The sequence below is a fragment of the Psychrobacter sp. P2G3 genome (assembly GCF_001593285.1).
GTDB lineage: Bacteria > Pseudomonadota > Gammaproteobacteria > Pseudomonadales > Moraxellaceae > Psychrobacter.
Map to the genome: position 1 here is coordinate 1 of NZ_CP012530.1, position 23,861 is coordinate 23,861.

Sequence of the window (23,861 nt, forward strand, 5' to 3'; positions counted from 1 at the left end):
TATAAGCTCATATAAGCCGTCTAAGTAGGTTAAAAAAATTTTACCTAGCAACTGTACCAAACGATACTTAGAACCTCATAGCGAGCTTAACAGGCTGTTATTATCTCTATTTGACTAGGGTTTTGATCTCTCTTTTTAAATTATTTGAAATTACTAGTATTGAATGGATTGCTATATTTACCGGCTTTTTCTTTTGTCATTCTAATTATTAATAACCAAAAAGGTTTTTAATGTTTTTAAATACTTTTAAAAGCTTTTACGTCCTCTGAAAGCCTTGTTATTAGGGGCTTTCAGAGGACGTAAAGCAACGTTTACCCTGCTATAAAGCAACGTTTACCCTGCTATAAAGCAACGTTTACCCTGCTATAAAGCAACGTTTACCCTGATTAAAGCAACTAATTATTAATTGTTGCTTATTCGGGTTTTGTATGTGACTATCTAATGAATATAAAATTTAGAGGTTTCTATGAAGTTAGTTGTTAAAGATAACTCATTGATTAACGCTAGTTACTCGCTTGGCTTAGTTGAGCAAAGAATAATGTTGCTTGCAATCGTTGAAGCTAGAGAAACGGGGCAAGGTATTGATACAGACACGTTTTTAGAAGTCCATGCTCAGCATTACGCAGATCGTTTCGATATTGATGTAAACAATGCTTATTCCATGCTTTCAGAAGCTACACAAACCCTTTTTAATAGACAGGTAACTTACACTGTACATGATGAAAAACGTAATAAACCTGAAAAAAGGGTAGTGCGTTGGGTAAGTGGTATTTCTTATGTCGAAGGGGCAGGAGTAGTGAAATTACGCTTTGCTCCTGAAGTAGTGCCTCTCATTACTCGTTTGGAAAAGAATTTCACCAGCTATGAGCTTGAGCAGGTGAAAAGTCTAAATACCTATGCAACAAGGCTATATGAGATTTTAGTAAGCTGGAGAAGTGTTGGGAAAGTTACGATAACCCTTGAAGAGTTACGCAATAACTTAGGCTTAATTGATGAATATTCTAGGTTAGAGGCTTTCAAAAGACGGGTTTTAGATTTGGCAATCACTCAAATCAATCAACACACTGATATTACTGCTGAATATGAACAGCACAAGCAAGGACGTGTCATTACAGGCTTTACATTTAAGTTCAAAGTAAAGAAAGATAAAGTAAAAATTACTGCGAAAATTGAGACTGATAAAAGCGATATGTTTACCGTCGAAGGATTGAACGATAAGCAGCTGGGGCGTATCACACGTAACAAGCAGTTCATTGCTGATTATAACCACTTGGTTAGCTCTACTAGTCCAGCAGGACAAGACCCTAAGGCGTGGGAGTTTGAAATGATTAATCGTCTCAAAAAAGATGCTTCACAGTTTAAGAAGCGTCCTATCAGAGAGTATCTTGATTACTAGGGCTTATGAGTGCGTTTGATCGGTTCGGTTCCCTAGTGAGGACTTGAATATCAAGCTGCAAGCTATTGATGTCAGTAGTCAAAATACTCATAGCAGCTCAGTGTACATAGCAGTGTACCTTTCAAGATGAAATGGCGGCATATCCATCTTTTTAATTAGTCGCTGTACCTATTAAATATAAGATCGCCTTTAATGAAGGCTTACCTCCCAGTTGTCACTAAACAGATTGGCTTTAGGAATAAAAAAATCTTACTCTAACATAGATATCAGTTTCACAAAGGAATGTATCTTGTTAGCACAGCGTTCATTTTTATTAGTTCATACATGATTGTCTCTCATACCTAATAAGCAGACTGCTTACCCCAATCATAGATACCACGTTTATAAGCGTAAATCAGCATAATTAAGCCAGCGATAATCATCGGTGCGCTTAATATTTGTCCTTTGGTCATCCAACCTAAAAGGATAAATCCTTGATCAGCATCTGGCTGACGGAAGAATTCAATGATAAAGCGGCTGATACCGTAGCCCAGTAAGAACACGGCAGAAGCGGCCATACGTGGACGCGGCTTTGATGAGTACCACCATAAAAAGATAAATAGCAGCAGACCTTCGGCGAAGGCTTCATATAGTTGCGATGGATGACGAGGCAGTATGTACTGACCATTAACCTCAATCATTAATTCTTGCAATTGTGGATTGCTCTGTAATTGCTCCATATCAAAGGCAGCGGCTTGCGGAAAGTAGGTCAGCCAATTATAGCCACCGTCTGATACGCGCCCCCATAGTTCACCATTGATATAATTACCGATACGACCAAACAGTAAGCCAGTTGGCACGCAAGGAACGATAAAATCGAATACTTGAAAGGTGGTTTTTTTGTATTTACGCGCAAAGAACCACATACCTATCATGACGCCAATAAAGCCGCCGTGGAAAGACATACCGCCTTCCCAAACCTTTAATAGGTATGCGGGGTTTTGTAGTAGCTCGCCGAATTGATAAAACAGCACATAGCCAATCCGACCGCCTAAAATAACGCCAAGCGCCCCATAAAAGACCAAATCAGACACCATATCGGTGGTCCAATTGTCGCGTTTGGTACTACGATACCAAGCCAGACCATAAGCGGCGGCAAATGCCAGCAGGTACATTAAACCATACCAGTTCACTTCTACTGGACCCAAAGACAGCGCAACGGGATCATACTGAGGATGAATCATCATAAAGGTATCATAATTATTGATAATAAAATGTTGGTCATAATAGCAAAATTTGACCCTTGCGAACACGACCGTCTGTTCAAAACAAAAGAGTGTCAACGATCATAACGTGGTGCTGGAATAAATATTTCGAAGCATCTGTTTGGCTTGCGCGCAGCAAGCGAAAAAAAATTATCCCAGCAATGTGATATTCTCCCTAAATCTAATCAACCAACTGAGGCGTGAATGCCTTTTATCTTTTTGAATAACCAAAAAACTATGGAGAAAAGTAGATTCGATGCATGTCACGAATATGGTCATTTGGTTAGAGATATCTAAAGCATGATAATATCTGAAAGTTTCGTAGAACCGCTTGATCAAGACTTAGAGTCTAAAGCAGCTGAAACATGAATCCTACAATAAAATTTATGCGGATTAAATTATTATGATTAAGTTTACTATTACCCTCGTCTTCTAAGTGTGGTTAGACCTTTGCCAAAATAGCTCAGTAGTAATAGCAGCGCTATTATTATCAAGATAGGATAATTTCCCATAAGCATAAAGGGAGTGTTACCAACCCGTGCCTGTATCTCACCACGTAGTACAGTACGCTCAAACTGCGGTGCGCGTTTTACAATACGACCTTTATGGTTAATGATAGCGGTAACACCAGTATTGGTCGCTCGAATAAACCAGCGCCCGTTCTCAAGAGCGCGCATTTGTACCATTTGCAAATGTTGCAATGGTCCTGCTGAAGTGCCAAACCAGGCATCGTTAGAGACGGTCAACAAAAAGTCAGTATCGATTGCATTTTTACGCGTGGTATCTGGATAAGCTACCTCATAACAGATAGCTGTCCCTATATTGTGTCCACGCACCTGTAGCGGTGACTGCTGATCACTACCACGACTATAGCTCTTAATATCCTGACTACCGGCCAAACTTGGGAAAATATCGAGCACGCCTTCAAATGGAATATACTCTCCAAAAGGCACCAGACGCTGCTTCTTGTATAGGCCTTCCGCTTCTACACCTCGAGCAATCACGCTATTGTAAAATGGGGGATACTTATCCGTACTGGCATTGAATGCCGCTTTATCCTTATAAGGGATACCAGTTATCCATGTCGTATTGGTCGCATTGGCCATTTCTATCATTTCACTAATAAAGCCCGCAGCCTCATCCTGAAACATCGGAATAGATGATTCAGGCCACACCACAACATCACGTCCCCACTCAGTGCGCGTTAACTTCGCATAAATCTTTAGCGTTTCTACTTGATATTGAGTCAGCCACTTTATATCTTGTGAAATATTACCTTGAATCAATGACACTGACAGATCAGGTGTGCCCTTAGGTTTTGTCCATTGCGGATTGACCAGCCATAATGATGTGCTAATGGCTAATAACAGTACAGAAACGACGGCATAACTACTGCGCCGAAGCAGTAGCTCTACTAAACTTGCAGCCAATAGTATGGCAACAAAAGAGACGGCAAAAACACCAGCAACGGGTGCTAAGGACGATAACCAATACTCTTCAGTAAATGCATAACCAACAAACAGCCACGGAAAGCCTGTGAATAACCAAGTTTTTAACCATTCTTGTAGCACCCAAAGAGCAGCAAATGAAAAGGGTTGTTTGCCTACCATACGGTTAAAGACTAGTGCTAAAAATCCATGAAACAGTCCCATACCGAGACCCATCAATGCAATCATAATCAATGCGAGCCACGTTGGAGTATCGCTATAATCATTGATGGCAGTATAGAGCCAAAAGCCGCCGACGCACCATAACCCCATACCGTAAGCTTCACCGATAATAAAAGCGCGACGACCACTCATACTTGGTACCAACAGCGCATATAAAATCGCTGGTGACACTATTGCTAGCGGCCAGAACCCATAAGGCGCTAGCGCAAATAAGAAAATAGCCCCTGCAAGCCATGCTGCTACTAGCGTAAACCATAGCGGTAATTGATTTGATTGAGTACTCAAACGCTTTTGTAGATTAATAGTAGACAGGCGCATCGCAAATTATCCAAAATTATGAGCCTTGAATTTTTAGTCAAAATCCAAAACTCAGATAGACCCGTTAATACTACAGGCAGCATTTCAAAATAAAAACTGCTTATGATACCAGTCCGCACTGCTCAATGGATAAATTTACGTACTCCGTTTGATGGGTTATTATGCTACATTACCAAACGATATGAAGTGTTACTTGGCCTTCTATAGCTCACAATATTTACAGTACATGAGAGAGCACTATGACCCCCTTAAAAATAAAATCCAGTCTTATATTCAATCGTCATCTGTCTAAGGGGTTGCGTAGTACGTTAGTATTACTTGCCGCCTCATCACTATTTGCTTGTAGCCAACCGAGTAGTGGCGTATCTGATGCAAGCACAACATCAGTAACAACCGAAAATGCAACAGCTGTCACTTTAAAGGAAGATGAACCAAACGCTAAAAGTGCTCACATGATGACAATGTCAGTAAGTAAACCAGACCTACTAAAAAACGTCTCAGCCACTGTCTATAAAGATGCCAATTGCGGCTGCTGTAAAGAATGGATAAGTCATGCAGAAGATAATGGTCTAAGTGCAACCGCGCAAGATGTTGCGGACTTAGCCGTATTTAAAGAGCGCTACAGCGTTCCAAATGAGATGCGTTCTTGCCATACTGTAGTCACTACTGATGATTACGTCTTTGAAGGTCATGTACCTGCTAAGTATATGGCGCAGTTTTTAGAAAATCCGCCAGTACAAGCTATGGGTCTTGCCGTACCTGGCATGCCTGTTGGTAGCCCAGGTATGGAGTATCAAAATAAATTCATGCCCTATCAGGTTATGCAGCTCAATAAAGACGGGACGACCCAAGTTTATGCTGATATCGAATCGGTAGAGCAGCAATTATAATGTGTTAGCAGTTAAGAATACTTTGATTATAGCGTTAGCGTTAAAAGTAAATGAGAAAGGTATAAGACTGTTCTATTACTTATAAATTGATTCTTCATCAAAAATCTCATTAGCTATTGAGACTTTAATAGCTAAAATAACTTTGAATTTGTAACTTTTGATGACAATGTAAGCTAATTTATCGATTATTTATCCTTAAAATGGATAGATAACTAAGGACTAATACAAGAATATACAGAGTGTATCGAAACAATTACGTAATATTACATAAGCCAGTAGGGAATTAACATCTATATTAATATTATAAATTATTATATTATCTTAATAATTAGTTAGACCCTATATAGGGTAATTACTTCATCCAATAAAAAAACGTCCGAGGGTTAAATCTATAATTTAGATTTAACCCTCGGACGTTTTTTTGCTTATAAAACAGTAGAAATTGTTGTCAATTTAGTCAGCTATATTATGTACATGTTACACAAACTTACATTGTAAAATGTGGAATATTAGCAATTTTTTCAACATCAAAAAAGTATTTTTGAGGTTTTTAAGGGTGATGACAGGCTAAACAGCCTATGCTAAAGTCGGCTTTATGTTTTGGTCAGCAGCTTGATTTGCAACAGCTTCGTAAGACTTCAATGATGCTGTGATCGCCAATAATCATTTTTTATATGAATAATATGCAGCAGAAGTATCAGTCACTATGACGTATATATACTTGAGTTGTTGAAATTTAATTGACTGCGCTGTTGTTGATAACAGACCATTTTGAATTAACCGTAGGTATTAGATTTATGAAACAGGCTTTATTGATTTTGTCAGTACTGGGTATGGGCATAGCACAAACGAGTGGTGCTGCTATCACAATCTCTCAAACAAATAATACCATCACCAATACTTCTGTGGCATCAAACTACGGTTCATCAAAAAACATCTATAGCACTAGCAGTGGTTCTTATGTTTCTAATAATGATGAAATCAGTCAAGCAATTAGCAACCTAAGTGCGCAGGCCAAGCAAAAAGAGAATCAGCTTTCATCGCTGAACAGCCGCTTATACGCTGAAAAACAACAGCAGCAAGTCAATACAGTTCCTGATAGCAATTCAGCCCCCGCTATCGCTGCTGCTCGTGCTTCACGAGTGGCTCTATCTGGTAGCTCTGGATATTGTGCCCGTTACGTACGTAAAGCACTACAATCAGCAGGTTATGAGTTTACCCCGAATCCTTCAGCCTATCAGTACGCCACTCGTGGCACGCTTGATAAAGCAGGTTTTAGCAAAATTAGCAATGATATGCCAACCCAAGTAGGTGATGTTATTGTCTATGATCGCTCATCAAAGCGTCCACATGGCCATATTCAAATCTTTGATGGCAAAGATTGGATTTCTGATTTCCGTCAGAACAGTATCAGTCCATACAGTGGTGTCTATGCTTATACCACATGGCGCGATTCAAAATACGTGGATGACGCATCCGCATCAGATCGAAATATCTACCTTGCTATGAATGATAAATAAGACCTGATAAGTCAGCACAACATAGTTATTGTTTCCTCCAACCCAGTAGTGGTATTACTATCATTGCTGGGTTTTTTTGTGCTTAACATCAGGGCGTATTTAACCTTTCATGATTTGATCATTCAGAAATAGACACTACTGATATCATTACTCATGACAAGAATTATCGGCAAGAGCTTTTAATATCCCACATGATACGGCTGGTGCACTACTTGCACATTTCTGGCGCAAAACAGTCAAGTGCTGCTTTAAGTGCATCAGTTTTTCCATTCGTATTTCTACAGCATAAATTTGCTTATCTAGTAATAAGTTCACATCACCACAGTCTTTATCAGGTTCCTCCCAGTATTCAAGTAAGATTCTTACTTCGTCTAAAGCCATGTCAAGCGTACGGCAGTGTAGGATAAATTGTAGACGCTCAATGTGCTCTTCATTATATAAACGATAATTCCCTGCGCTGCGAGAAGGCTCAGGTAATAAGTGCTCCTTTTCGTAATGGCGAATGGTTTCCACTGTGGCACCTGTGCGTTTAGCGAGCTCACCAATTTTGATTGTCATAACAACCTCTATGATTTAAATGATTAAAGTGGCTGTAAAGACTGGCGCTAGATAAATTAAAATTACGAAACTGTAGATAAATAACCTTGACTCTAAAGCCACTAGAGGGTTCATAATATCATTATTCAAAGGGTAAATTATTATGAAATATCATATTGAAGGTATGGACTGCGCCAGTTGCATCGGCAAGATTGAAACAGCTTTGAAACGTATGCCTGGGGTTTCTGATGTTGAGCTAAATTTTGCTACAGAAACGCTAGAGCTAAGCTTGACCCCTGGTGCGCCGACTCAGGCTAGTGATATCGAAAAAACAATCAAAAGCCTAGGGTTCGGCATCTCTGCCAATACTGGTCAACAAACTGTATCGGCTATTGATATTGACAGCGACAATCAGATGGCTCCGCAGGATAAGCGGTGGTGGCAAACTCAAAAAGGCAAACAGGTTGTTGGTCTCGGTATTTTGATGGGCAGCGCTTATGCACTGTCACTACTGTTCCCCGCTTATGGGATATGGGTGTTTGCCATCGCCGTGATTGTAGGCGTTTTTCCATTTGCGCGCAAAGCCTTAGCACTGGCTAAAACAGGTTCATTCTTTTCAATTGAAACGCTGATGTCCGTCGCCGTGCTTGGCGCTCTTATCATTGGTGAAGCTGAAGAGGCCGCAGCGGTTGTCTTCTTGTTCTCAATCGGGGAGCTGTTTGAGAGTATCGCTGCTGATCGCGCTCGTGCTGGCATTAGAGCTTTAGCGTCGCTGGTGCCAAAAACCGCCATTTTACTTGATACTCAAGGTGGGCAGCGCGACGTTCCAGCGGCCTCGCTACAAGTGAATGACCTTGTACTGGTGCGCCCTGGCGATAGAGTATCTGCTGATGGATCCATTGTTCAAGGTGCGTCTAGCCTTGATGATTCGCCCGTGACGGGGGAATCGGTTCCCGTTGCCAAGACGATGGGTGACAATGTATTCGCAGGGTCAATTAACATTGATGGTGTGCTACAAGTGCGCGTAGAAAAAACAGCCGCCGATAACACCATTGCAAAAATTATTGAGCTGGTAGAGCAAGCCCAAGCCTCCAAAGCACCCACTGCCCGTTTTATTGAGAAATTCAGTCGTTACTATACACCGGCTGTGATGGCTATTGCCGCCCTAATTATCATCGTTCCGCCGTTAGCGATGGGCGGAGATTGGGGAACTTGGTTGTATCGCGGTTTGGCACTATTGCTAATTGCCTGTCCCTGTGCCCTTGTGCTATCCACACCAGCTGCCATTGCTTCTGGTCTGGCGGTCGGTGCGCGCCGCGGCTTGCTGATTAAAGGGGGTAGTGCTTTAGAAACCATCGGCAAAGTAAAGACAGTCGCTTTTGACAAGACAGGCACTTTAACTGAGGGTAAGCCACGCGTTACTGACATTGTTGCTTTCACTCAAGAGTACCTAAGTTCTCAGGATCAGGGTTCTCAAGGTCAAGATGAGGTATTGGCGCTCTTTGCCAGTGTGGAGACAGGTTCTAGTCACCCGCTTGCTGAAGCCATTGTCAGTCATGCTGAAGCCGCCAAAATTGTCATACCTGTGGCTTCTAAAGCTTCTGCTACTGCGGGTAAAGCGGTACACGCAACTATCGCTGGGCGCGCGCTAGCTATCGGTTCGCCTGTTTATGCCGCAGATGAGGCATCAATTTCAGCCGAGCAACAGGCACAAATCGAGGCGCTGCAAAATGAGGGTAAGACCGTCTCAGTGCTGTTTGATGAGCAAAGTCGAGAAGTGCTTGGATTGGTCGCACTAAGAGATGAGTTACGAGACGACGCTCATGAAGGTGTGGCTCAGCTTAAAGCGATGGGTGTGCGCTCTGTTATGCTCACAGGCGACAACCGCTTAACCGCTCAAGCACTTGCCAGTAATTTAGATGTGGAATGGGAAGCTGAGCTGTTGCCTGAGGACAAACTGCGCTTGCTTAACGAGATGAAGAATAACAGCAAAATAGCGATGGTGGGTGATGGTATTAACGATGCGCCAGCGCTAGCAACCGCTGATGTTGGCATCGCAATGGGTGGCGGTACTGATGTGGCCATTGAGACGGCCGACATTGCATTATTGAAAAGTCGTGTTACGGACATGGCTCATCTCATCGCACTGTCGCGCGCCACTATGACCAATATTCATCAGAACGTCATTTTCGCCTTGGGTCTCAAAGGCGTCTTTTTGATCACGACCGTATTCGGCATTACTGGACTATGGATTGCGGTTCTAGCTGATGCTGGAGCAACAGTGCTCGTTACTCTCAATGCGTTACGTTTACTGCGCTTTAAAGGCGCGCCTCCATTGGTAACTGCGCCTAAAGTAGTTAAATAAAACCCTTCGAAATCAATTAAAAACTAGAGATAGCAGCAGATTTCGGGGGTGGGTTCTAATAATAAAAATTCCACCGCCACAGTAAACTGCAACCGCATTAGAGTAAATAAGGTTAGACCGTATGTTGATTACAGAATTGGGCTATTTTGCCTTGCTTACCGCTTTTGTATTGGCGTTATTGCAGGTAATTCTGCCAACTATTGGTGTTATTCGTAACCAAGTTGCTTGGCAACGACTAGCCCCTAGCTTAGCTTGGGCACAGTTTGCCGCCATGATAACGTCATTTGGCGCTTTGATAGCAGGTTTTTATTATAATGATTTTAGCCTCAGTTACGTCGCGCAGCATTCCAATACGCTGTTGCCTTGGTACTATAAATTATCGGCGACATGGGGCGGACACGAGGGCTCTTTGCTGCTATGGATGACCATCATGGCCACATGGTGTGCACTGGTATCATACTTTAGTCGCGGCTTGCCGTTATCAATGCGTGCGCGGGTATTAGTTATTTTGGCCGGTGTACAGTTAATGATGCTAACAATGCTGATATTTACCTCGTCACCATTTGAACGTACCTTACCCAATCTAGCGGTCGATGGCGCTGATTTAAATCCTGTCCTACAAGATTTCGGTCTGATTATTCATCCGCCCATGTTATATATGGGCTATGTGGGTATGGTAGTGCCTTTTGCATTTTGTATGGCGGCATTGTGGGAAGGGCGTTTAGATGCTGCTTGGACACGCTGGTCACGTCCATGGGCGCTCGCGGCTTGGGGATTTTTGACCATTGGTATTGCACTGGGCTCGTGGTGGGCCTACTACGAGCTTGGCTGGGGCGGTTGGTGGTTTTGGGATCCGGTAGAGAACGCCTCGTTTATGCCTTGGCTTGTCGGCTTAGCATTGCTGCATTCATTAGCAGTCACTGAAAAGCGCGGGGTGTTTAAAGCATGGACCATCATGCTGGCTATTTTCGCCTTTGCCTTAAGCTTGCTTGGCACGTTCCTGGTACGCTCTGGAGTCCTTACCTCAGTGCATTCGTTTGCCGCTGATCCGACGCGTGGTTTGGTCATCTTAGCTATTCTTGGCATTATCATCGGTAGTGGTCTATTAATGTTTGCCGTTCGCGGTTGGCGTTTAACCGTTGAAAGCCAATATCAGCTGATTTCACGTGAGTCCTTTTTAGTGATCAACAACGCCATCATTTTGATTGCAACCTTAGTGGTGCTGCTCGGCACCCTCTATCCTATTATCGCTGATGCCTTTGGTTTAGGACAAGTGTCCGTTGGCCCTCCTTATTTTAATGCATTATTTGTACCTTTAACGTGGCTGTTATTAATAGCTATGGGTATGGGCTCAAATATTCGCTGGAAAAAAGACACCCGTCCACTACTGGGTATAGGCATGGTCATCGCCGTTAGTAGCTTAGTATTAGCCGCCGTTATTACTTACTTTGTTAATCCATCGTCTATGCTTAATATTGGTGTGACTTTAGCCGTTAGCTTTTGGGTACTGCTATGGATGGCAGTTGATTTTAAAGATAAAACTAAGAATGCGCCTAATCTTTTTAACGGTTTGCGGCAGTTGCGTCTGAGCTATTGGGGTCAACAGACTGCTCATATTGGCGTACTGGTTGCTGTCATTGGCATAGCCTTTACTAGTAGTTTGAGTATTGAGCGAGACGTAGCAATGGGTATTGGCGATACAGTCAATGTTCAAGGTTACGATTTTGAAGTAACTGAATTTTTTGAAATAAAGGGTAGTAACTTTGATGCAACGCAGGCGCAAGTCGTGGTATCCAAAAACGGTCGTGAAGTGGCGAAACTGACTCCAGAAAAGCGTACTTATATCATTAGCACTATGCCGACCACTGAGGCGGCCATTGATGCTAGCCTAATGCGCGATGTTTATGTCGCACTGGGCGAACCTATTGCCGATGGTAGTAACCAATGGGCATTAAGGATTTATGTAAAACCATTAATTCGCTGGATTTGGTTAGGGGCAATTATCATGGCTCTAGGTGGATTAATTAGCATGCTTGATAAACGATACCGCATCAAAAAAGTTAAAGCTCCGTTGCTAGTTACTGGTAATCTGGCTACTGATAGAGTCAATGAGATAGCTATTGAGCAGTCAATCTCAGCATCGACGATGTCGACACTAAAGGAGAAATAAATGACTATGTCGAATAATACTCCTGAGCAAAAAGATAGCCAAAACAGTAAGCAGCGTAACCCAAAGACAATGAAAAAAAAGCAGACGAAGCTATGGTTCTTAATTCCGCTTATCCTCTTTTTTGGATTAGTAGTGATATTGTATATGCGCTTAGGTAAACCAACAAATATTGTGACCAATACCGCTCTTGAGCGTCCGGTTCCTGCCTTTGAGCTGCCGTTATTAGCAGATACTACCCGTACTATCACCAATGATAATTTGCCAGATAAGCCGTTTTTACTTAATGTTTGGGGCTCATGGTGCCCAACTTGCGTTATTGAGCATCCGTTTTTAATGCAACTAGAAGAGCGCGGCGTTGATATCGTTGGTGTGAATTATAAGGATGAGATTGGTAATGCGCTCAGTTACTTAAACCGAGGCGGTGATCCATTTTCTATGTCTATTCAGGATTCATTGGGTCAGTTTGCTCTAGACTTAGGCATAACTGGTGCGCCCGAAACCTTTGTTGTGGATGGAGATGGCATCATTCGTCAGCATATTGTTGGTGAGATTAATGAAGCCAATTGGCAACAGCGTGTTAAGCCGTGCCTGACCGTACTTAATGAGGCTAATAAGAACAACGATAGTCCTGATCTCATTCAGGTTGAGGAGATGTGCAAATGAACGTTACTCGAATAAGAGCTCCTCAACTAAAACCCAATATAGTTTTAAAACTAGCAAGCTTAATACTAGCGTGTCTGCTTAACATGACGGCAAACGCAGCTATTGACGTATACGATTTTGACTCACCACAGCAAGAAGCTCAGTATCGTGGATTAATAGAAGAGTTTCGCTGCCCAAAATGCCAAAATCAAAACCTTGCAGCCTCTGATGCACCGATTGCACAGGATCTAAAGCAAAAAGTCTATGATTTAATTAAAGATAGACGTAGTGATGCTGAAATACGCGCCTATATGCAAGAGCGCTACGGTGACTTTATTAGCTACAAGCCGCCTATGCGACCATCGACATGGATCCTATGGTTTTTTCCACCACTATTATTGCTCGTCTTAATCATCGGCTGGTTTTGGCAAAGTAAGCGTCGCCAAGTTGTCGCCCGTGGCCAAAACGGCGTTACAGTGAACAGTACTGCTGCCTTGACCTCTGCGGAAAAGGCTGAGCTTGATCGTCTATTATCGCAAGCTGAGAATGTCGACCACGATATTACTAGCCTAGAGGACAAAAAATGACCCTATTTTCTACTTTTGGCTTATTTGTAACTCTAAGCTTGCTGATTGCTCTTATATTTGCGCTGATTGCTATTATGCCATGGCTACGAGCACCGCGTTTGCAGTCCAAACCAATAGACAATCAACTGCTAGATATTAATGTTGCAGTATTTCGCGAACGTTTAGCTGAGCTACAAACAGATAAAGACAGCGGTACTATTAATAATAGCCATTATCAAAATCAAAAGCTGGAGCTTGAGCGTCAGCTATTAGATGCGCAGCGTCAGATAACACCTATGGTCACCCCTGATGTCAAAAGCCGTTTAATTGTCGCAGCTTGGATCCCAATATTGGCTGCAATGGCGTATTTACTAATAGGCAATCGTACGCCCGTGTTTGATTTGTGGACAAGCGAGGACAAAGTAGGACAAGTGGCTGACGACCTATTGACAGCTAAAATTGACAAGCCGCCATCATGGGCGTTTGAAGATGGTCGTCAACTGATTAGCGCCATGCAAACCAATGTTCATCGTAATGCTGATGATCCTAATCGCTGGATGCGCCTATCCGAGCTTTTCTTATCTATGGAGGCGACTGACTCTGCGTTAGAAGCCTTATCGCGTGCCTATCGTTTAGCACCTGATAACGAGGAGATTGCTACTACTTATGCTCAGACTAGTTTTTTTGTTAATGAAGGTCAGTTAGACGCTAATATTCGCCGTGTATTACAAGCTATATTAGCTAAAAATCCGCAACATGAACGGGCTCAAATGCTCATGGCAATGGGTGAGACTCGTAGTAGTAACTTTGCCCAAGCGCAAGGTTGGATTAAACGCTTACAAGGCAGCATTGTGGCCAAACCAGGTGATCATACTAAAGCTTTAGCAAGCTTAGATGAGTTAAGCAACTACGTTAGCACGCAAGAAAAGCAAGCGCTAGAAGGTATTGACGTGACAGTGAAAATTAACGCTAATTTATTACCGTTAGTGAAAGCTGATGATGTGTTGTTTGTTGCGATACGTGAAGTTAAAGGAGGTCCACCGTTTGCCGCCAAACGTTTACCCATTAGTATTATCAAGCAAGGTGAGGCCAGTATCCGCTTAAGCAATCTTGATGCGATGATGCCAGATCGCACGTTAAATTCAGCTCGTAGTGACAAAACTCAGTTAGCAGTCGTTGCTCGTATTAGTCATAGCGGTAATGCCATAGCAGAGTCAGGCGACTTATCGGGTAATCCTATAGTGATTAGCGCTGAACAGACTCAGGTTAATGTTGAAATCAATCAACAGATTCCCTAATAAAAAATTATTACCGTAAGTTTCATAACACCAGAGCGGTAAGTGGCGCCGTTTATAAAAGTGGCGCGATTAATAGTCGTATACCAAAAACATATACGTTTAACATTGTTCATTGTATAAACACAGATAAAGAAAACAACTATGACTGAATCTACCGACAGATTAGATAGTACTAAATTGAATAGCGTTGAATCGGCTAGTACTAATATTGCTGACAATAAAGTACCTATAGCTGTGAGTAGTACTCATCAATCGATTGACTCTAAAACCATGAATCATACGCCTAAAGCTATGTACGTGACTTCAGGCAACTCGATAACACCTAAAGGTAAGTTGGATAAAATGCCAAAAATGGTTGCCAATGGCAGTCGCGCTTTTATCTGGTATTTGTTGGCGATAATGGTATTAATACTTGATCAATGGACTAAGTGGTTGGCCCAAACCAAATTAGCGTTCAATGACCCCGTACCGGTCATTGAACCATTTCTCAACTGGACACTCGCTTATAACTATGGGGCAGCATTTAGCTTTTTAGCCGACGCTGGCGGTTGGCAGAAATGGTTTTTCTCAGGCTTAGCTTTTGTAATGGCTATCTTTTTAACGATTTATTTAATCAAAGCGCCACGTACAGCCAAGCTATTGTCTATGGGGTTGGCCTTAGTGCTTGGCGGTGCGATTGGCAACTTAATCGATCGTTTAAGAATTGGCAAAGTGGTTGACTTTATCCATGTGCATTATGCTGATGTCTGGAATTATCCTATTTTCAATGTTGCAGATATAGGTGTCTGTGTCGGTGTCGCATTGATTATAATTGACATGATATTTTTAGAAAGTAAGCGTAATAAATAAGCACATTGATGCCGATTATCACAAACAAAATGAACTAGCGTCGTAGTCACTCTATACGGAAAAATACTTTTTATACTTGAGTATGTTTATAAAATGTGAACTGGAAGGTAATGTATGACTGGTATAGGTACTCACTCATTTTAGGTCTTAAAACCCAATACTTAAAAGCTCTGCGTAGAGCCATTATTATAGAGACATTGAATAATCCATAAATTCTTTATTGATAATAACAAAAGGAAAATATAGTGTCACAGGCTCAGCCAACTATTGAAAAAATTCACAGCCTTAGAAAAAAACAAGAGACCGCGTTAAAAAGTCTTACCCTTATAGGCTACCTAGAAGGCACCTCTTTCTTATTATTGCTCTTCATCGCCATGCCACTAAAATATATGATGGACATTCCAGAAGGTGTAAAATATATCGGTATGGCGCACGGTGTACTATTCATTGTCTATATCGTAGTACTTGTAGGCACAGCTATCAAAGTAAAAATTCCTCGTTGGGCAATACCTGCGGGCGTACTCGGATCACTCTTACCATTTGGCCCGTTCATATTTGATCATTTACTAAAAAAGAATCTACAAAAAAGCGTAAGTAAAGAAGCCTAGAACAAACCCTGCTGCAAGCATGCCTTATTGCTCAAAATTGCTTTCTCTGATTGAATCAGAAGTCGCCATGACTCAGATGGCGACAAATGAATAACATCGAGCAGAAATTACTCACAAAAAAAATTCATTTTAAGCCCAGTATGGATGATTCAATACTCTACTCGTTTTTCCAACTTATCTTACACGCTATCGACCAATCCATATCGTTTAAAAACTAAATAGGTTTTGTCATCCGCGATGGATTTCCTGTTATCGTAGGGTATACCCCAAGGGAACCAGTCATTTCACCCTTCAAACCTATTAACAGACCACTTAAAACAGACTGCTATAATGGAACCACTTATAACAGACTATTTTAGGTGTTTATGTTTATCAGAGCGTATCTACGAGCTTCTACCAAAGAACAAGACGCTAAGCGTGCCAAAAGCGAACTTATAGCATTTGCCAACGATTATGGCCACAAGATTGCTGCCTTCTATGTCGAAAACGAATCAGGAGCTATCTTGGTGCGACCCAAGCTTATGCAGCTGATCGAAGATGCTCATAAGGGCGATGTTATATTAGTTGAGCAGATTGATCGCTTGGCACGTTTGAACCAAGCTGATTGGGATACGCTCAAAAGAATGCTATCAGAGAAAAAGCTCTCTATCGTATCAAAAGAGCTGCCGACCTCATATATGGCGCTTCAATCTGAAAGCAGCACTGAATTTATGAGCAGTGTATTACAGGCCATTAACTCGATGATGCTGGATATGCTCGCAGCCATTGCTAGAAAAGACTATGAGGATCGCCGTAACCGTCAGATGCAAGGTATTGCTCGTGCTAAGGCAGAAGGTAAGTATTCAGGACGTAAAAAAGATATCGAAAAGCGCCAGATCATCGCTAGTCTACTCAAATCAGGTCATAGTTATTCTGATATTCAAAAAATGGCCAAGTGCTCACGGCATTTGATCGCTGATGTGGCCAAGGAAATATCGAGACTAATCACTACTCATTAAGTGGTTTTATTACAGTAGTATGCTATGAGTAGTCTATTAATGGATTAATGAGCCTTTTTAGAGGGTTCCGCTGAGATATACTCATTATTTTATTATCGTGACTGACTCGTGAGCGTGGGTAATTGGAGTCCATAAAAAGAACCAAAACAGCCGGTTTTCCCTATAATTAGTGTTGTTGTTAACTAGGTTATCTTGTATAAGGAAATTCAAATATGAAAACAGATGCAAAAATATCGGAGTGCGGGAAATATAGATACTCATTGAAGCGTATATGGGATGAAGAGAAATCGCTAGTAGCTTTTATAGCTTTAAATCCATCAACAGCTGATGAGGTTGATAATGATAAGACTATTAATCGGTGCATAGATTTTGCGAAATCTTGGGGGGCAGGTGGGATGTACATGTTTAATGTGTTTGCTTATCGTGCTACAGACCCAACTAATATGAAGGCACAAGACGATCCTATTGGGTCAGAAAACGATAACTATTTAGCCAAGCTATCTAAGGTGGATAAAATTATTGTTTGTTGGGGGAATGATGGTCTTCACAGAGATAGAGCTAATCATGTAAGAGAAATATTAAAAAATACGGGGCAAGATAAATTATACTGCTTAGATATAAATAAAAATGGTGAGCCTAAACACCCTTTATACGTTCGTGGTTCAACTAAGCCAACACTATACGAATATCCTCCGACTCGCTAAAGCAGTCTGTTATAAGTGGTTGAGACCAACCCAAATTCTGTGTCACTAGCTTTTAGCCATACTTACACAAATTTCAGGAAGGTCTCCAAAGCTCTTTCAAATTTCGTTGTATATAGTTTTCATCATATCTTCTGCATAAGATCTGGAGTCTTCAAGAGATCTATGTTGTATATTATGTGATGGAACATTTAGCGAACCTCGAAGATCATCAAGTGACAGAAAACTACTTTCTGTAATATAGTCCTTATCTTTGAGGGCTTTTAAACAATCATTAAATTTACTTTTTTCGTTTAAATTAAGTGAGATAAGCTGTCGTTTATAGCGACTTCTCATCTCAGCTTCGACGAATACACGTAGTTGTTCTATTTTATCTTCATTTGTCCTACGTTCTACAAAATCCATTATTTCATTGTAGCGTTTATTATGTGCTGTTTCAGTCATTTCAGCTTCAGTTGCCTGCTTTAGTATTGATCCATTCTGTGTTTGAATGATCTTTATAGCACTAGCTTCCTTACTGAACTTCATCATCATAGATGAAGCCATACCTTTATAATGTGTAGTAACAATCAATTGTTTAACACGAGATTTTAATCTATATAGTATTCCTAAAATACTGGTAATTCTCTCACTGTCAAAACTAGTAACAGGATCATCCATAATTAAAATAGCTTTCAGTCTCTCATCCTCAGGTAGCTTATTAATTTTGGCGAAGTAAACAGAAAGAGCTAGCGCTCTGCGATCTGATTCACTAAATATGCAATGAAACTTATCTTTATTTATACTCTCTCCCTTAAAAGAGACTTTTAATTCATAGACAGTTCTAGTTCCAATATTGTTAGTACCTCTAGATATTTCAAAATTCTTCGTTCCAATGCTAGAGAAAATTCTGTTTATCTCATCAAAATAATTGTTCAAGAATTCTTCTTGATCTTCCTCCAGCTTGGCCTTGCGATCTTTATATTCATCCTCAGCTGCTTGCAAATCAGAGCATAAACCAGAAAATTCTATGCAATCCTCGTTCATATCACGTCTTTTCCTTTGAGATAGAAGTAATTTCTCTGCATCTACCTCAGTATCCACTAAATTCTGTAGTACTGCGGTATTCTGTAATGCCTTAAATCGATCTAGTTCTATGTTAATTTTATCTTTAACGCTGTTATATTCAGCGATTGAATCATCAAATATAGAGAACTTGCTCTTTAGTTGCGTAAAATCTATAGGGGGAAGTGAATTGTAAGGAACTTCGTATTTGTAATTGAGATCGTTTTCTATAGTTTTAGCGACACTATTATTAGCATGATATAAATCAGATAAGGCTAGTTCTATGCTCTGAAAACAGCTCATCAACTGATTTATATAGTCGTGTGACTCTAATTCACTTCTAATATCAGCTTCAATATAAGTATCTAAAAATGCTAAATTCCTATCATGTTTCTCTCTAATATCTTCTATATTTGTACTGATCAAAGACTTTCTTTTTAGAGAGTTAGCTTTTGATTTCGTTTGAGCTACGAAATTTTGGAAATTATCATCGAAAGCAGTTTGATAGTTTTCAATCAAGAACTGAGCTTCTCGCTTTAATTCCTGTCCACAAAAAGGACAATCATCTTTTAGGTGAGTAATGCCTTTAGCAGCCCAAGTATCAAATAGGTTTGGGCTGTCAACTTTCATCTTGTGATTAGCAACAGCTTCTTTAGAAGCTTCGTGCACATTATCCATATTGAAGCCTAGACAGTCATTTATAGACTTTAGCTCCGTATCTATAGCTCTATGCCTGATCATCCCCTCAAGATTTGATCTTCTGCTAACTTGAATAGTATTGGTGATCTGAGTACTAATTCTTTGCTGTGATTCCTTAGAATTTTTGATTTCTGCATCAATCTCTATAAGAGATAATAGTGATAAGGGAGAAGCTATAAAATCATCGATGTTATGTATTTTATGGGAATGAAACTTGCTGGTAAGTGTTCTTATTGATTCCCTAACCCCTCTTAGCTTCTGATTATCAATCTCTAATTCTTCAAATTTTACTGAATTTTCACCTAAAATATAGCTTGAAATATTTTTAGAGTTGTCTCTGTTGTATGTCATACCTGCCATAACATTTCTGTAAATGAAAGCTTGGTCAAAAACATGTAATTGGTAGTTATCAGGAAGATGAGAATCCCAAGAATCATTTGTAAAGGCTACAATTTTTTTTCTATCGTCATCAGTAGAAAACTGAATTTTTATTTTTTGCTGTGCTTGGCTCATCACGTTAGATGGATTTATTGATTTTCTGTCCATAATTATTTTGGGGTCATTTAAAGCGAGCGAGTGAAATATATCGCAAAAAGTACTTTTTCCATTCCTGTTTTCACCATAAATAATAGTTACAGGATTAAAATTCACGTTACCATCAGAGAATTTTTGATAGTTACCTGTGTTCTCAATTAACGTAACTCTTGTAATCATATCCAGTTGCCTCCCAAGTAAAATTCTATTTATGCTACCACTTAGTTAAACTATAGTTTAAAGAAATATTTTTTTGGCAAAATGGTTAAGTCCCCCTGACTAAGGATGAAATAACGATTAGCCGATGAAATTTTTTTGAATATCCCTCTGATTTCTAGTGCTTCCATACCAAGGATCAGTAAAGGGATAATCTGATACGTGTCCATGAATACCTCTTAAGATATATATAATATTCCAGATTTTTTATAGATGTTATTCGAATACGCATAAAAAAACCGATTTTCTATACCTATTTTTCTAATATAGATAAATTGTCCGATTTTTAGACTTATCCAGAATTTTCAGCAGGACTCAGTGATACTCTTAGTGGTTTTTGAGCCTAATAACTGACTGAAGATTATGATTTGCCTATCGACGAGGTTAATGCCATAGTTGTTCACTGAACGTTCTGGACAGTTGTACTGAACACTTTCTAAAAACGCACTTGAACACTAGGTGAACAATGAACATATCGGTGACAAAAGCGGCAAAAGAATGGGGGGTCTCAAGAACGACGATCTATCAGAAGATCAGTAATGGTGAGCTTTCCAGACATTCAGATAAGAAGATAGACCCATCTGAGATGTTACGCGTTTTTGGTGAGCCTATTTTAAAAAAACGTACTGAACGTTCAGTGAACAGTGTTCAAAGTACACCTCTGGACAGTCAAAGTGTTCAGTATAATACAGACATTGAACATCAATTAGCGCTTGAGAAGCTCAAAAACGAACACCTCAGCCAACAGGTGAGTGATCAAAAGAAGTTGATAGAGAATTATCAAGAGCAGATAGCACAGTTGAACAAAACGCTGGATAAAGCCAACGCCAGTATTCAGGATTTTGCACAAGTCAGATTACTAGAATTTAAAAAGTCTGAGCAGAGCTATGAGCCGCCACTTGAACAAGAGAAAGAAAAAACGGACGACTCAACCGTCGCTACGGTTGAGAAGAAAAAAAGGTGGTGGGCGTTTTAGACTTGTGATTTTATCGACTAATGATCTAACAAATACTCTTCTAGCGCATCGTTAATCATATCTTGGTAATTACCACCAGTCTTTTTCGCTTTATCCTGGAATCTAGCAATGATACTAGGACTCACGATACTGGCACCGACCATAGAATCAGATGACACTACACTGCCACGGGTCGCACCCGACCAGTCCGTTACTTCAGGCATATCAGACAAATCAATATCATGATCTGAAAGCACCGCCAATCGTTGCAAGTTTGCTTCTTGCTCAGCGCTTAAAGACGGTAGCTCATTTGCTTTATAGCTAACCCTGTTCATAAAACCTCCTTTCAATCTTAGTGGCAGGTCGTGCTGATATGATACGAATAACCTCACCACCCTCACTATCTTTTTGAGTATGAGCGACCAGTAATACCGCCACCCCATTCACCGCACCAAGCGCTTGCCACCGTTCTTCACCATTTTCATAGCGATCTTGCTGACGCAAACACAAAGGATCAAAAAATACCCGAGCTGCTTCTTCAAAGGATAAGCCATGTTTGCGTTGATTACTGCTATTTTTCTGTTCATCCCATTCAAATTCAATCATTGATCACCATCTTCAAGCATATTGGTGCTAGGCATTGTCTGATAATCAAAAGATAGCGGTATGCTGTTGGTTTCTGCTACCTGATGCAAAAATAACTTAATCGCTTGCGAAGGCGTTAAACCATAGCCTTCAAGCACCGAAAACGCCTTGTCTTTTAATTCTTGATCCAGACGAATATTATAATTGGTTGTGCTCATAGCAGTACTTATCGCTTATACATGTACTTCAAATATAAGCGATAAGTACTAAAAATTCAATATTTTTAATATTCTTTACTTCTTGCCACTCTAATCAGAGACATACTGCTCATTTAACCCAGCAAGAAAATCATCAACCGTTTTTTCAATGCTTTTTTGCATGACATAAAGATCAGAAAAAGAGTATTTACCTAGTTTGTTCCTCTCTTTCATCACTTCAATTAATTTTGCCCTAACGTCTTCTTCATGGGTCTTGTCTTCAATCAAAAGCAAGTTAAGCTTTACGACAGCTCTATTGTAGGCTTCTTGGGTGGCTTCAAGTTGAAGGCTCTTATTACTGGCTACTGATACACCGCTCATGCTCATAAATTATTCCTTTAGATTTAGGGAACGTCTCTTATTGGATCTTCGTTTAGTTCGATATCAATAATTTACTTATCAAAAAGTGATTTATTGCTTTTGATTGCAAGTTTTCTTTTCATTTTCTCTAAAAACGCATCATGATCTATTTCTTCATCGTCTTGGTTATCACTTTTAGAATCATCATCAATATCTGTAACGCTCTCTTGAATCGGTTCACCACCTTTCAGATCAACAAAAGTTTGTTCAGCACCTTCATGTTTAATCTCAACCTTACCACTAGAATTATCTGTAGCTACAGATAATTCCTTTGATTCTTTTCTATAGCGGTAAAGATAATTGGTCAGTGTGCCAGTCGTTAGAATGAGGTCATGGCGCTCAGCTAATATCTCAACCACACCTTCATAGGTATATGAAACAGCCAGCTCTTCGATCACCTCATAAAGATCACGAAATTTGGAAAACTTTGTTCTCTTAGCCATAAACACCTATCTCCATCTATTCCTGAAGTCAATTATCTCAATTATAAAAACGCTCATAAATTGCTCATATTTAACTAACGATTTACTACCCTTTTGCTAACGATTTGCTAACTTTTAATCAATCATACAGTAATTGCTCATAATTTGCTCATATCTAGCTAACGATTTGCTAACTTTTAACTAACGATTTACTAACGTAACGCTCTTATAAACCTTTTTAGCTAAAAAGGCTTACGACAGGTAGAAAATAACCGATTTTTCTACCTGCTTTTTGGTCATTAAATTATCCAATTTAATGACTACACCATACGCACCCCCTTGGGATGAAAAAAAGCGTATTAAATCAGCAACTTACCTGATTTAATACGCTTTTTTCTGTACACAAAATGTTTACAAATTAGATTTAAGTCACTGATTTTTATGGTATATTACTGTCCACAATTTGTAAACAAGGATAATTATGTACACTCCTACCGTGTCATTTAGATTAAAACCTGAAGTCTACCTAAAACTAGAAGCGATAGCAGCAGAGGAAGGATTATCTCCTGGTGTCTACCTAAAGAAAAAATTGGAATCAGATACCAATAGCTTTCTTGAAGATCTTAAGTTTATGAAAGGAGATATTAGTGAGATTCTATACTTATTACAGTCGGACGACGACGATATAAAGGCAGTAGAGAGCAGCTCAAATCAGAATGATATGGTCAAGGCTTTGATGCCGATAGTGCTAGAATCGTTATTAATATTAAGAGAGGTGGCAGCACCTAACAAAGTATCCAATGCTCAAAAACTGGTTAACAAAGCTGGGATAAAGGCACACAATAGTTTGGATTAATAATTAAATGTATATTGCCCTTGTATCAGCTGATACAAGGGCTTTTTTTTGAGAAGTCATTTGATGATCAGAGATTGATCCTTAGTGGGACAGTCATAAAAACTACTGTGATTCTAACGATCTTCCGAAGATGTTAGTTGATAGGAACAACCATGGGACTG

General features: G+C 40.2%; 23 protein-coding genes and 1 pseudogene. 15 read left to right on the plus strand and 9 right to left on the minus strand.

Annotated elements, in window-relative coordinates; genetic code table 11:
* The first annotated feature begins 466 nt into the window (after positions 1 to 466).
* Complete coding sequence (gene repM, locus AK823_RS13625) at positions 467 to 1,396, plus strand: replication initiation protein RepM (protein ID WP_068330365.1); 930 nt, start codon at positions 467 to 469, stop codon at positions 1,394 to 1,396.
* Between the two features lie 341 nt (positions 1,397 to 1,737).
* Here the strand turns inward: repM and lgt are convergent, their stop codons facing one another.
* A complete protein-coding gene (lgt, locus tag AK823_RS13630; protein WP_045455784.1) occupies positions 1,738 to 2,622 on the minus strand; it encodes a prolipoprotein diacylglyceryl transferase in 885 nt (294 codons plus the stop codon).
* A gap of 222 nt (positions 2,623 to 2,844) precedes the next feature.
* On the opposite strand from lgt, the gene AK823_RS14375 reads away from it, so the two are divergent.
* Positions 2,845 to 2,937 (plus strand): ImmA/IrrE family metallo-endopeptidase, encoded by a 93-nt coding sequence (locus AK823_RS14375; RefSeq protein ID WP_343286425.1) that lies wholly within the window; start codon positions 2,845 to 2,847, stop codon positions 2,935 to 2,937.
* A 122-nt stretch (positions 2,938 to 3,059) separates the two neighbouring features.
* Here AK823_RS14375 and lnt read toward each other — a convergent pair whose 3' ends face one another.
* Positions 3,060 to 4,628: an apolipoprotein N-acyltransferase gene (gene lnt, locus AK823_RS13635; protein ID WP_068330366.1), complete on the minus strand. Its 1,569-nt coding sequence runs from the start codon at positions 4,626 to 4,628 to the stop codon at positions 3,060 to 3,062.
* Between the two features lie 239 nt (positions 4,629 to 4,867).
* Here lnt and AK823_RS13640 point away from each other — a divergent pair, with 239 nt between their 5' ends.
* On the plus strand, positions 4,868 to 5,518 hold the full coding sequence (locus AK823_RS13640; RefSeq protein WP_068330369.1) for a DUF411 domain-containing protein: 651 nt from the start codon (positions 4,868 to 4,870) through the stop codon (positions 5,516 to 5,518).
* A gap of 797 nt (positions 5,519 to 6,315) precedes the next feature.
* Positions 6,316 to 7,038: a CHAP domain-containing protein gene (locus tag AK823_RS13645; protein WP_068330374.1), complete on the plus strand. Its 723-nt coding sequence runs from the start codon at positions 6,316 to 6,318 to the stop codon at positions 7,036 to 7,038.
* A gap of 147 nt (positions 7,039 to 7,185) precedes the next feature.
* Here the strand turns inward: AK823_RS13645 and cadR are convergent, their stop codons facing one another.
* On the minus strand, positions 7,186 to 7,596 hold the full coding sequence (gene cadR / locus AK823_RS13650; RefSeq protein ID WP_068330376.1) for a Cd(II)/Pb(II)-responsive transcriptional regulator: 411 nt from the start codon (positions 7,594 to 7,596) through the stop codon (positions 7,186 to 7,188).
* A gap of 142 nt (positions 7,597 to 7,738) precedes the next feature.
* On the opposite strand from cadR, the gene AK823_RS13655 reads away from it, so the two are divergent.
* From AK823_RS13655 to AK823_RS13695, 9 genes are all read left to right on the plus strand, one after another.
* A complete protein-coding gene (locus tag AK823_RS13655; RefSeq protein WP_068330378.1) occupies positions 7,739 to 9,940 on the plus strand; it encodes a heavy metal translocating P-type ATPase in 2,202 nt (733 codons plus the stop codon).
* A 121-nt stretch (positions 9,941 to 10,061) separates the two neighbouring features.
* Positions 10,062 to 12,110: a heme lyase CcmF/NrfE family subunit gene (locus AK823_RS13660; protein ID WP_068330380.1), complete on the plus strand. Its 2,049-nt coding sequence runs from the start codon at positions 10,062 to 10,064 to the stop codon at positions 12,108 to 12,110.
* Between the two features lie 6 nt (positions 12,111 to 12,116).
* Complete coding sequence (locus AK823_RS13665) at positions 12,117 to 12,773, plus strand: DsbE family thiol:disulfide interchange protein (protein WP_227670064.1); 657 nt, start codon at positions 12,117 to 12,119, stop codon at positions 12,771 to 12,773.
* Entirely contained in the window at positions 12,770 to 13,339 is a 570-nt protein-coding gene (locus AK823_RS13670) for a cytochrome c-type biogenesis protein (RefSeq protein WP_045455801.1), read from the plus strand. Before AK823_RS13665 ends, AK823_RS13670 begins: the two co-directional genes overlap by 4 nt.
* A complete protein-coding gene (ccmI, locus tag AK823_RS13675) occupies positions 13,336 to 14,616 on the plus strand; it encodes a c-type cytochrome biogenesis protein CcmI (protein WP_045455805.1) in 1,281 nt (426 codons plus the stop codon). Before AK823_RS13670 ends, ccmI begins: the two co-directional genes overlap by 4 nt.
* A gap of 141 nt (positions 14,617 to 14,757) precedes the next feature.
* Positions 14,758 to 15,465: a signal peptidase II gene (gene lspA / locus AK823_RS13680; RefSeq protein WP_045455808.1), complete on the plus strand. Its 708-nt coding sequence runs from the start codon at positions 14,758 to 14,760 to the stop codon at positions 15,463 to 15,465.
* A gap of 275 nt (positions 15,466 to 15,740) precedes the next feature.
* On the plus strand, positions 15,741 to 16,073 hold the full coding sequence (locus tag AK823_RS13685; protein WP_041753506.1) for a DUF3817 domain-containing protein: 333 nt from the start codon (positions 15,741 to 15,743) through the stop codon (positions 16,071 to 16,073).
* A 365-nt stretch (positions 16,074 to 16,438) separates the two neighbouring features.
* Positions 16,439 to 17,071 (plus strand): recombinase family protein, encoded by a 633-nt coding sequence (locus tag AK823_RS13690; protein ID WP_068330382.1) that lies wholly within the window; start codon positions 16,439 to 16,441, stop codon positions 17,069 to 17,071.
* Between the two features lie 212 nt (positions 17,072 to 17,283).
* Positions 17,284 to 17,775, plus strand: coding sequence for a DUF1643 domain-containing protein (locus AK823_RS13695; RefSeq protein ID WP_068330384.1), 492 nt, complete (start codon positions 17,284 to 17,286; stop codon positions 17,773 to 17,775).
* 96 nt (positions 17,776 to 17,871) lie between these two features.
* Here the strand turns inward: AK823_RS13695 and AK823_RS13700 are convergent, their stop codons facing one another.
* The gene (locus AK823_RS13700; RefSeq protein ID WP_068330385.1) at positions 17,872 to 20,229 is read right to left on the minus strand and encodes an AAA family ATPase; all 2,358 of its coding nucleotides are present in this window, start codon (positions 20,227 to 20,229) and stop codon (positions 17,872 to 17,874) included.
* Between the two features lie 502 nt (positions 20,230 to 20,731).
* Between AK823_RS13700 and AK823_RS13705 the strand changes: the two genes are divergently transcribed.
* Positions 20,732 to 21,241, plus strand: a complete 510-nt coding sequence (locus tag AK823_RS13705; RefSeq protein ID WP_068330387.1) for a plasmid replication DNA-binding protein — start codon at positions 20,732 to 20,734, stop codon at positions 21,239 to 21,241.
* A 17-nt stretch (positions 21,242 to 21,258) separates the two neighbouring features.
* Here the strand turns inward: AK823_RS13705 and AK823_RS13710 are convergent, their stop codons facing one another.
* The 5 genes and pseudogenes from AK823_RS13710 to AK823_RS13730 form a co-directional block, all read right to left on the minus strand.
* Positions 21,259 to 21,555, minus strand: coding sequence for a hypothetical protein (locus tag AK823_RS13710; RefSeq protein WP_068330390.1), 297 nt, complete (start codon positions 21,553 to 21,555; stop codon positions 21,259 to 21,261).
* Positions 21,542 to 21,823 carry a BrnT family toxin gene (locus AK823_RS13715; RefSeq protein WP_068330397.1) on the minus strand — a complete coding sequence of 94 codons (282 nt, stop codon included), beginning with the start codon at positions 21,821 to 21,823 and terminating at the stop codon, positions 21,542 to 21,544. Before AK823_RS13715 ends, AK823_RS13710 begins: the two co-directional genes overlap by 14 nt.
* A 26-nt stretch (positions 21,824 to 21,849) precedes the next feature.
* Positions 21,850 to 22,023, minus strand: a pseudogene (locus tag AK823_RS13720) (type II toxin-antitoxin system RelB/DinJ family antitoxin); the annotation flags it as partial.
* 90 nt (positions 22,024 to 22,113) lie between these two features.
* A complete protein-coding gene (locus AK823_RS13725) occupies positions 22,114 to 22,389 on the minus strand; it encodes a hypothetical protein (RefSeq protein WP_068330394.1) in 276 nt (91 codons plus the stop codon).
* Between the two features lie 65 nt (positions 22,390 to 22,454).
* Entirely contained in the window at positions 22,455 to 22,865 is a 411-nt protein-coding gene (locus AK823_RS13730; protein ID WP_068330396.1) for a hypothetical protein, read from the minus strand.
* 460 nt (positions 22,866 to 23,325) lie between these two features.
* On the opposite strand from AK823_RS13730, the gene AK823_RS13735 reads away from it, so the two are divergent.
* Positions 23,326 to 23,700 carry a hypothetical protein gene (locus tag AK823_RS13735; RefSeq protein ID WP_068039641.1) on the plus strand — a complete coding sequence of 125 codons (375 nt, stop codon included), beginning with the start codon at positions 23,326 to 23,328 and terminating at the stop codon, positions 23,698 to 23,700.
* Positions 23,701 to 23,861: the final 161 nt, after the last annotated feature.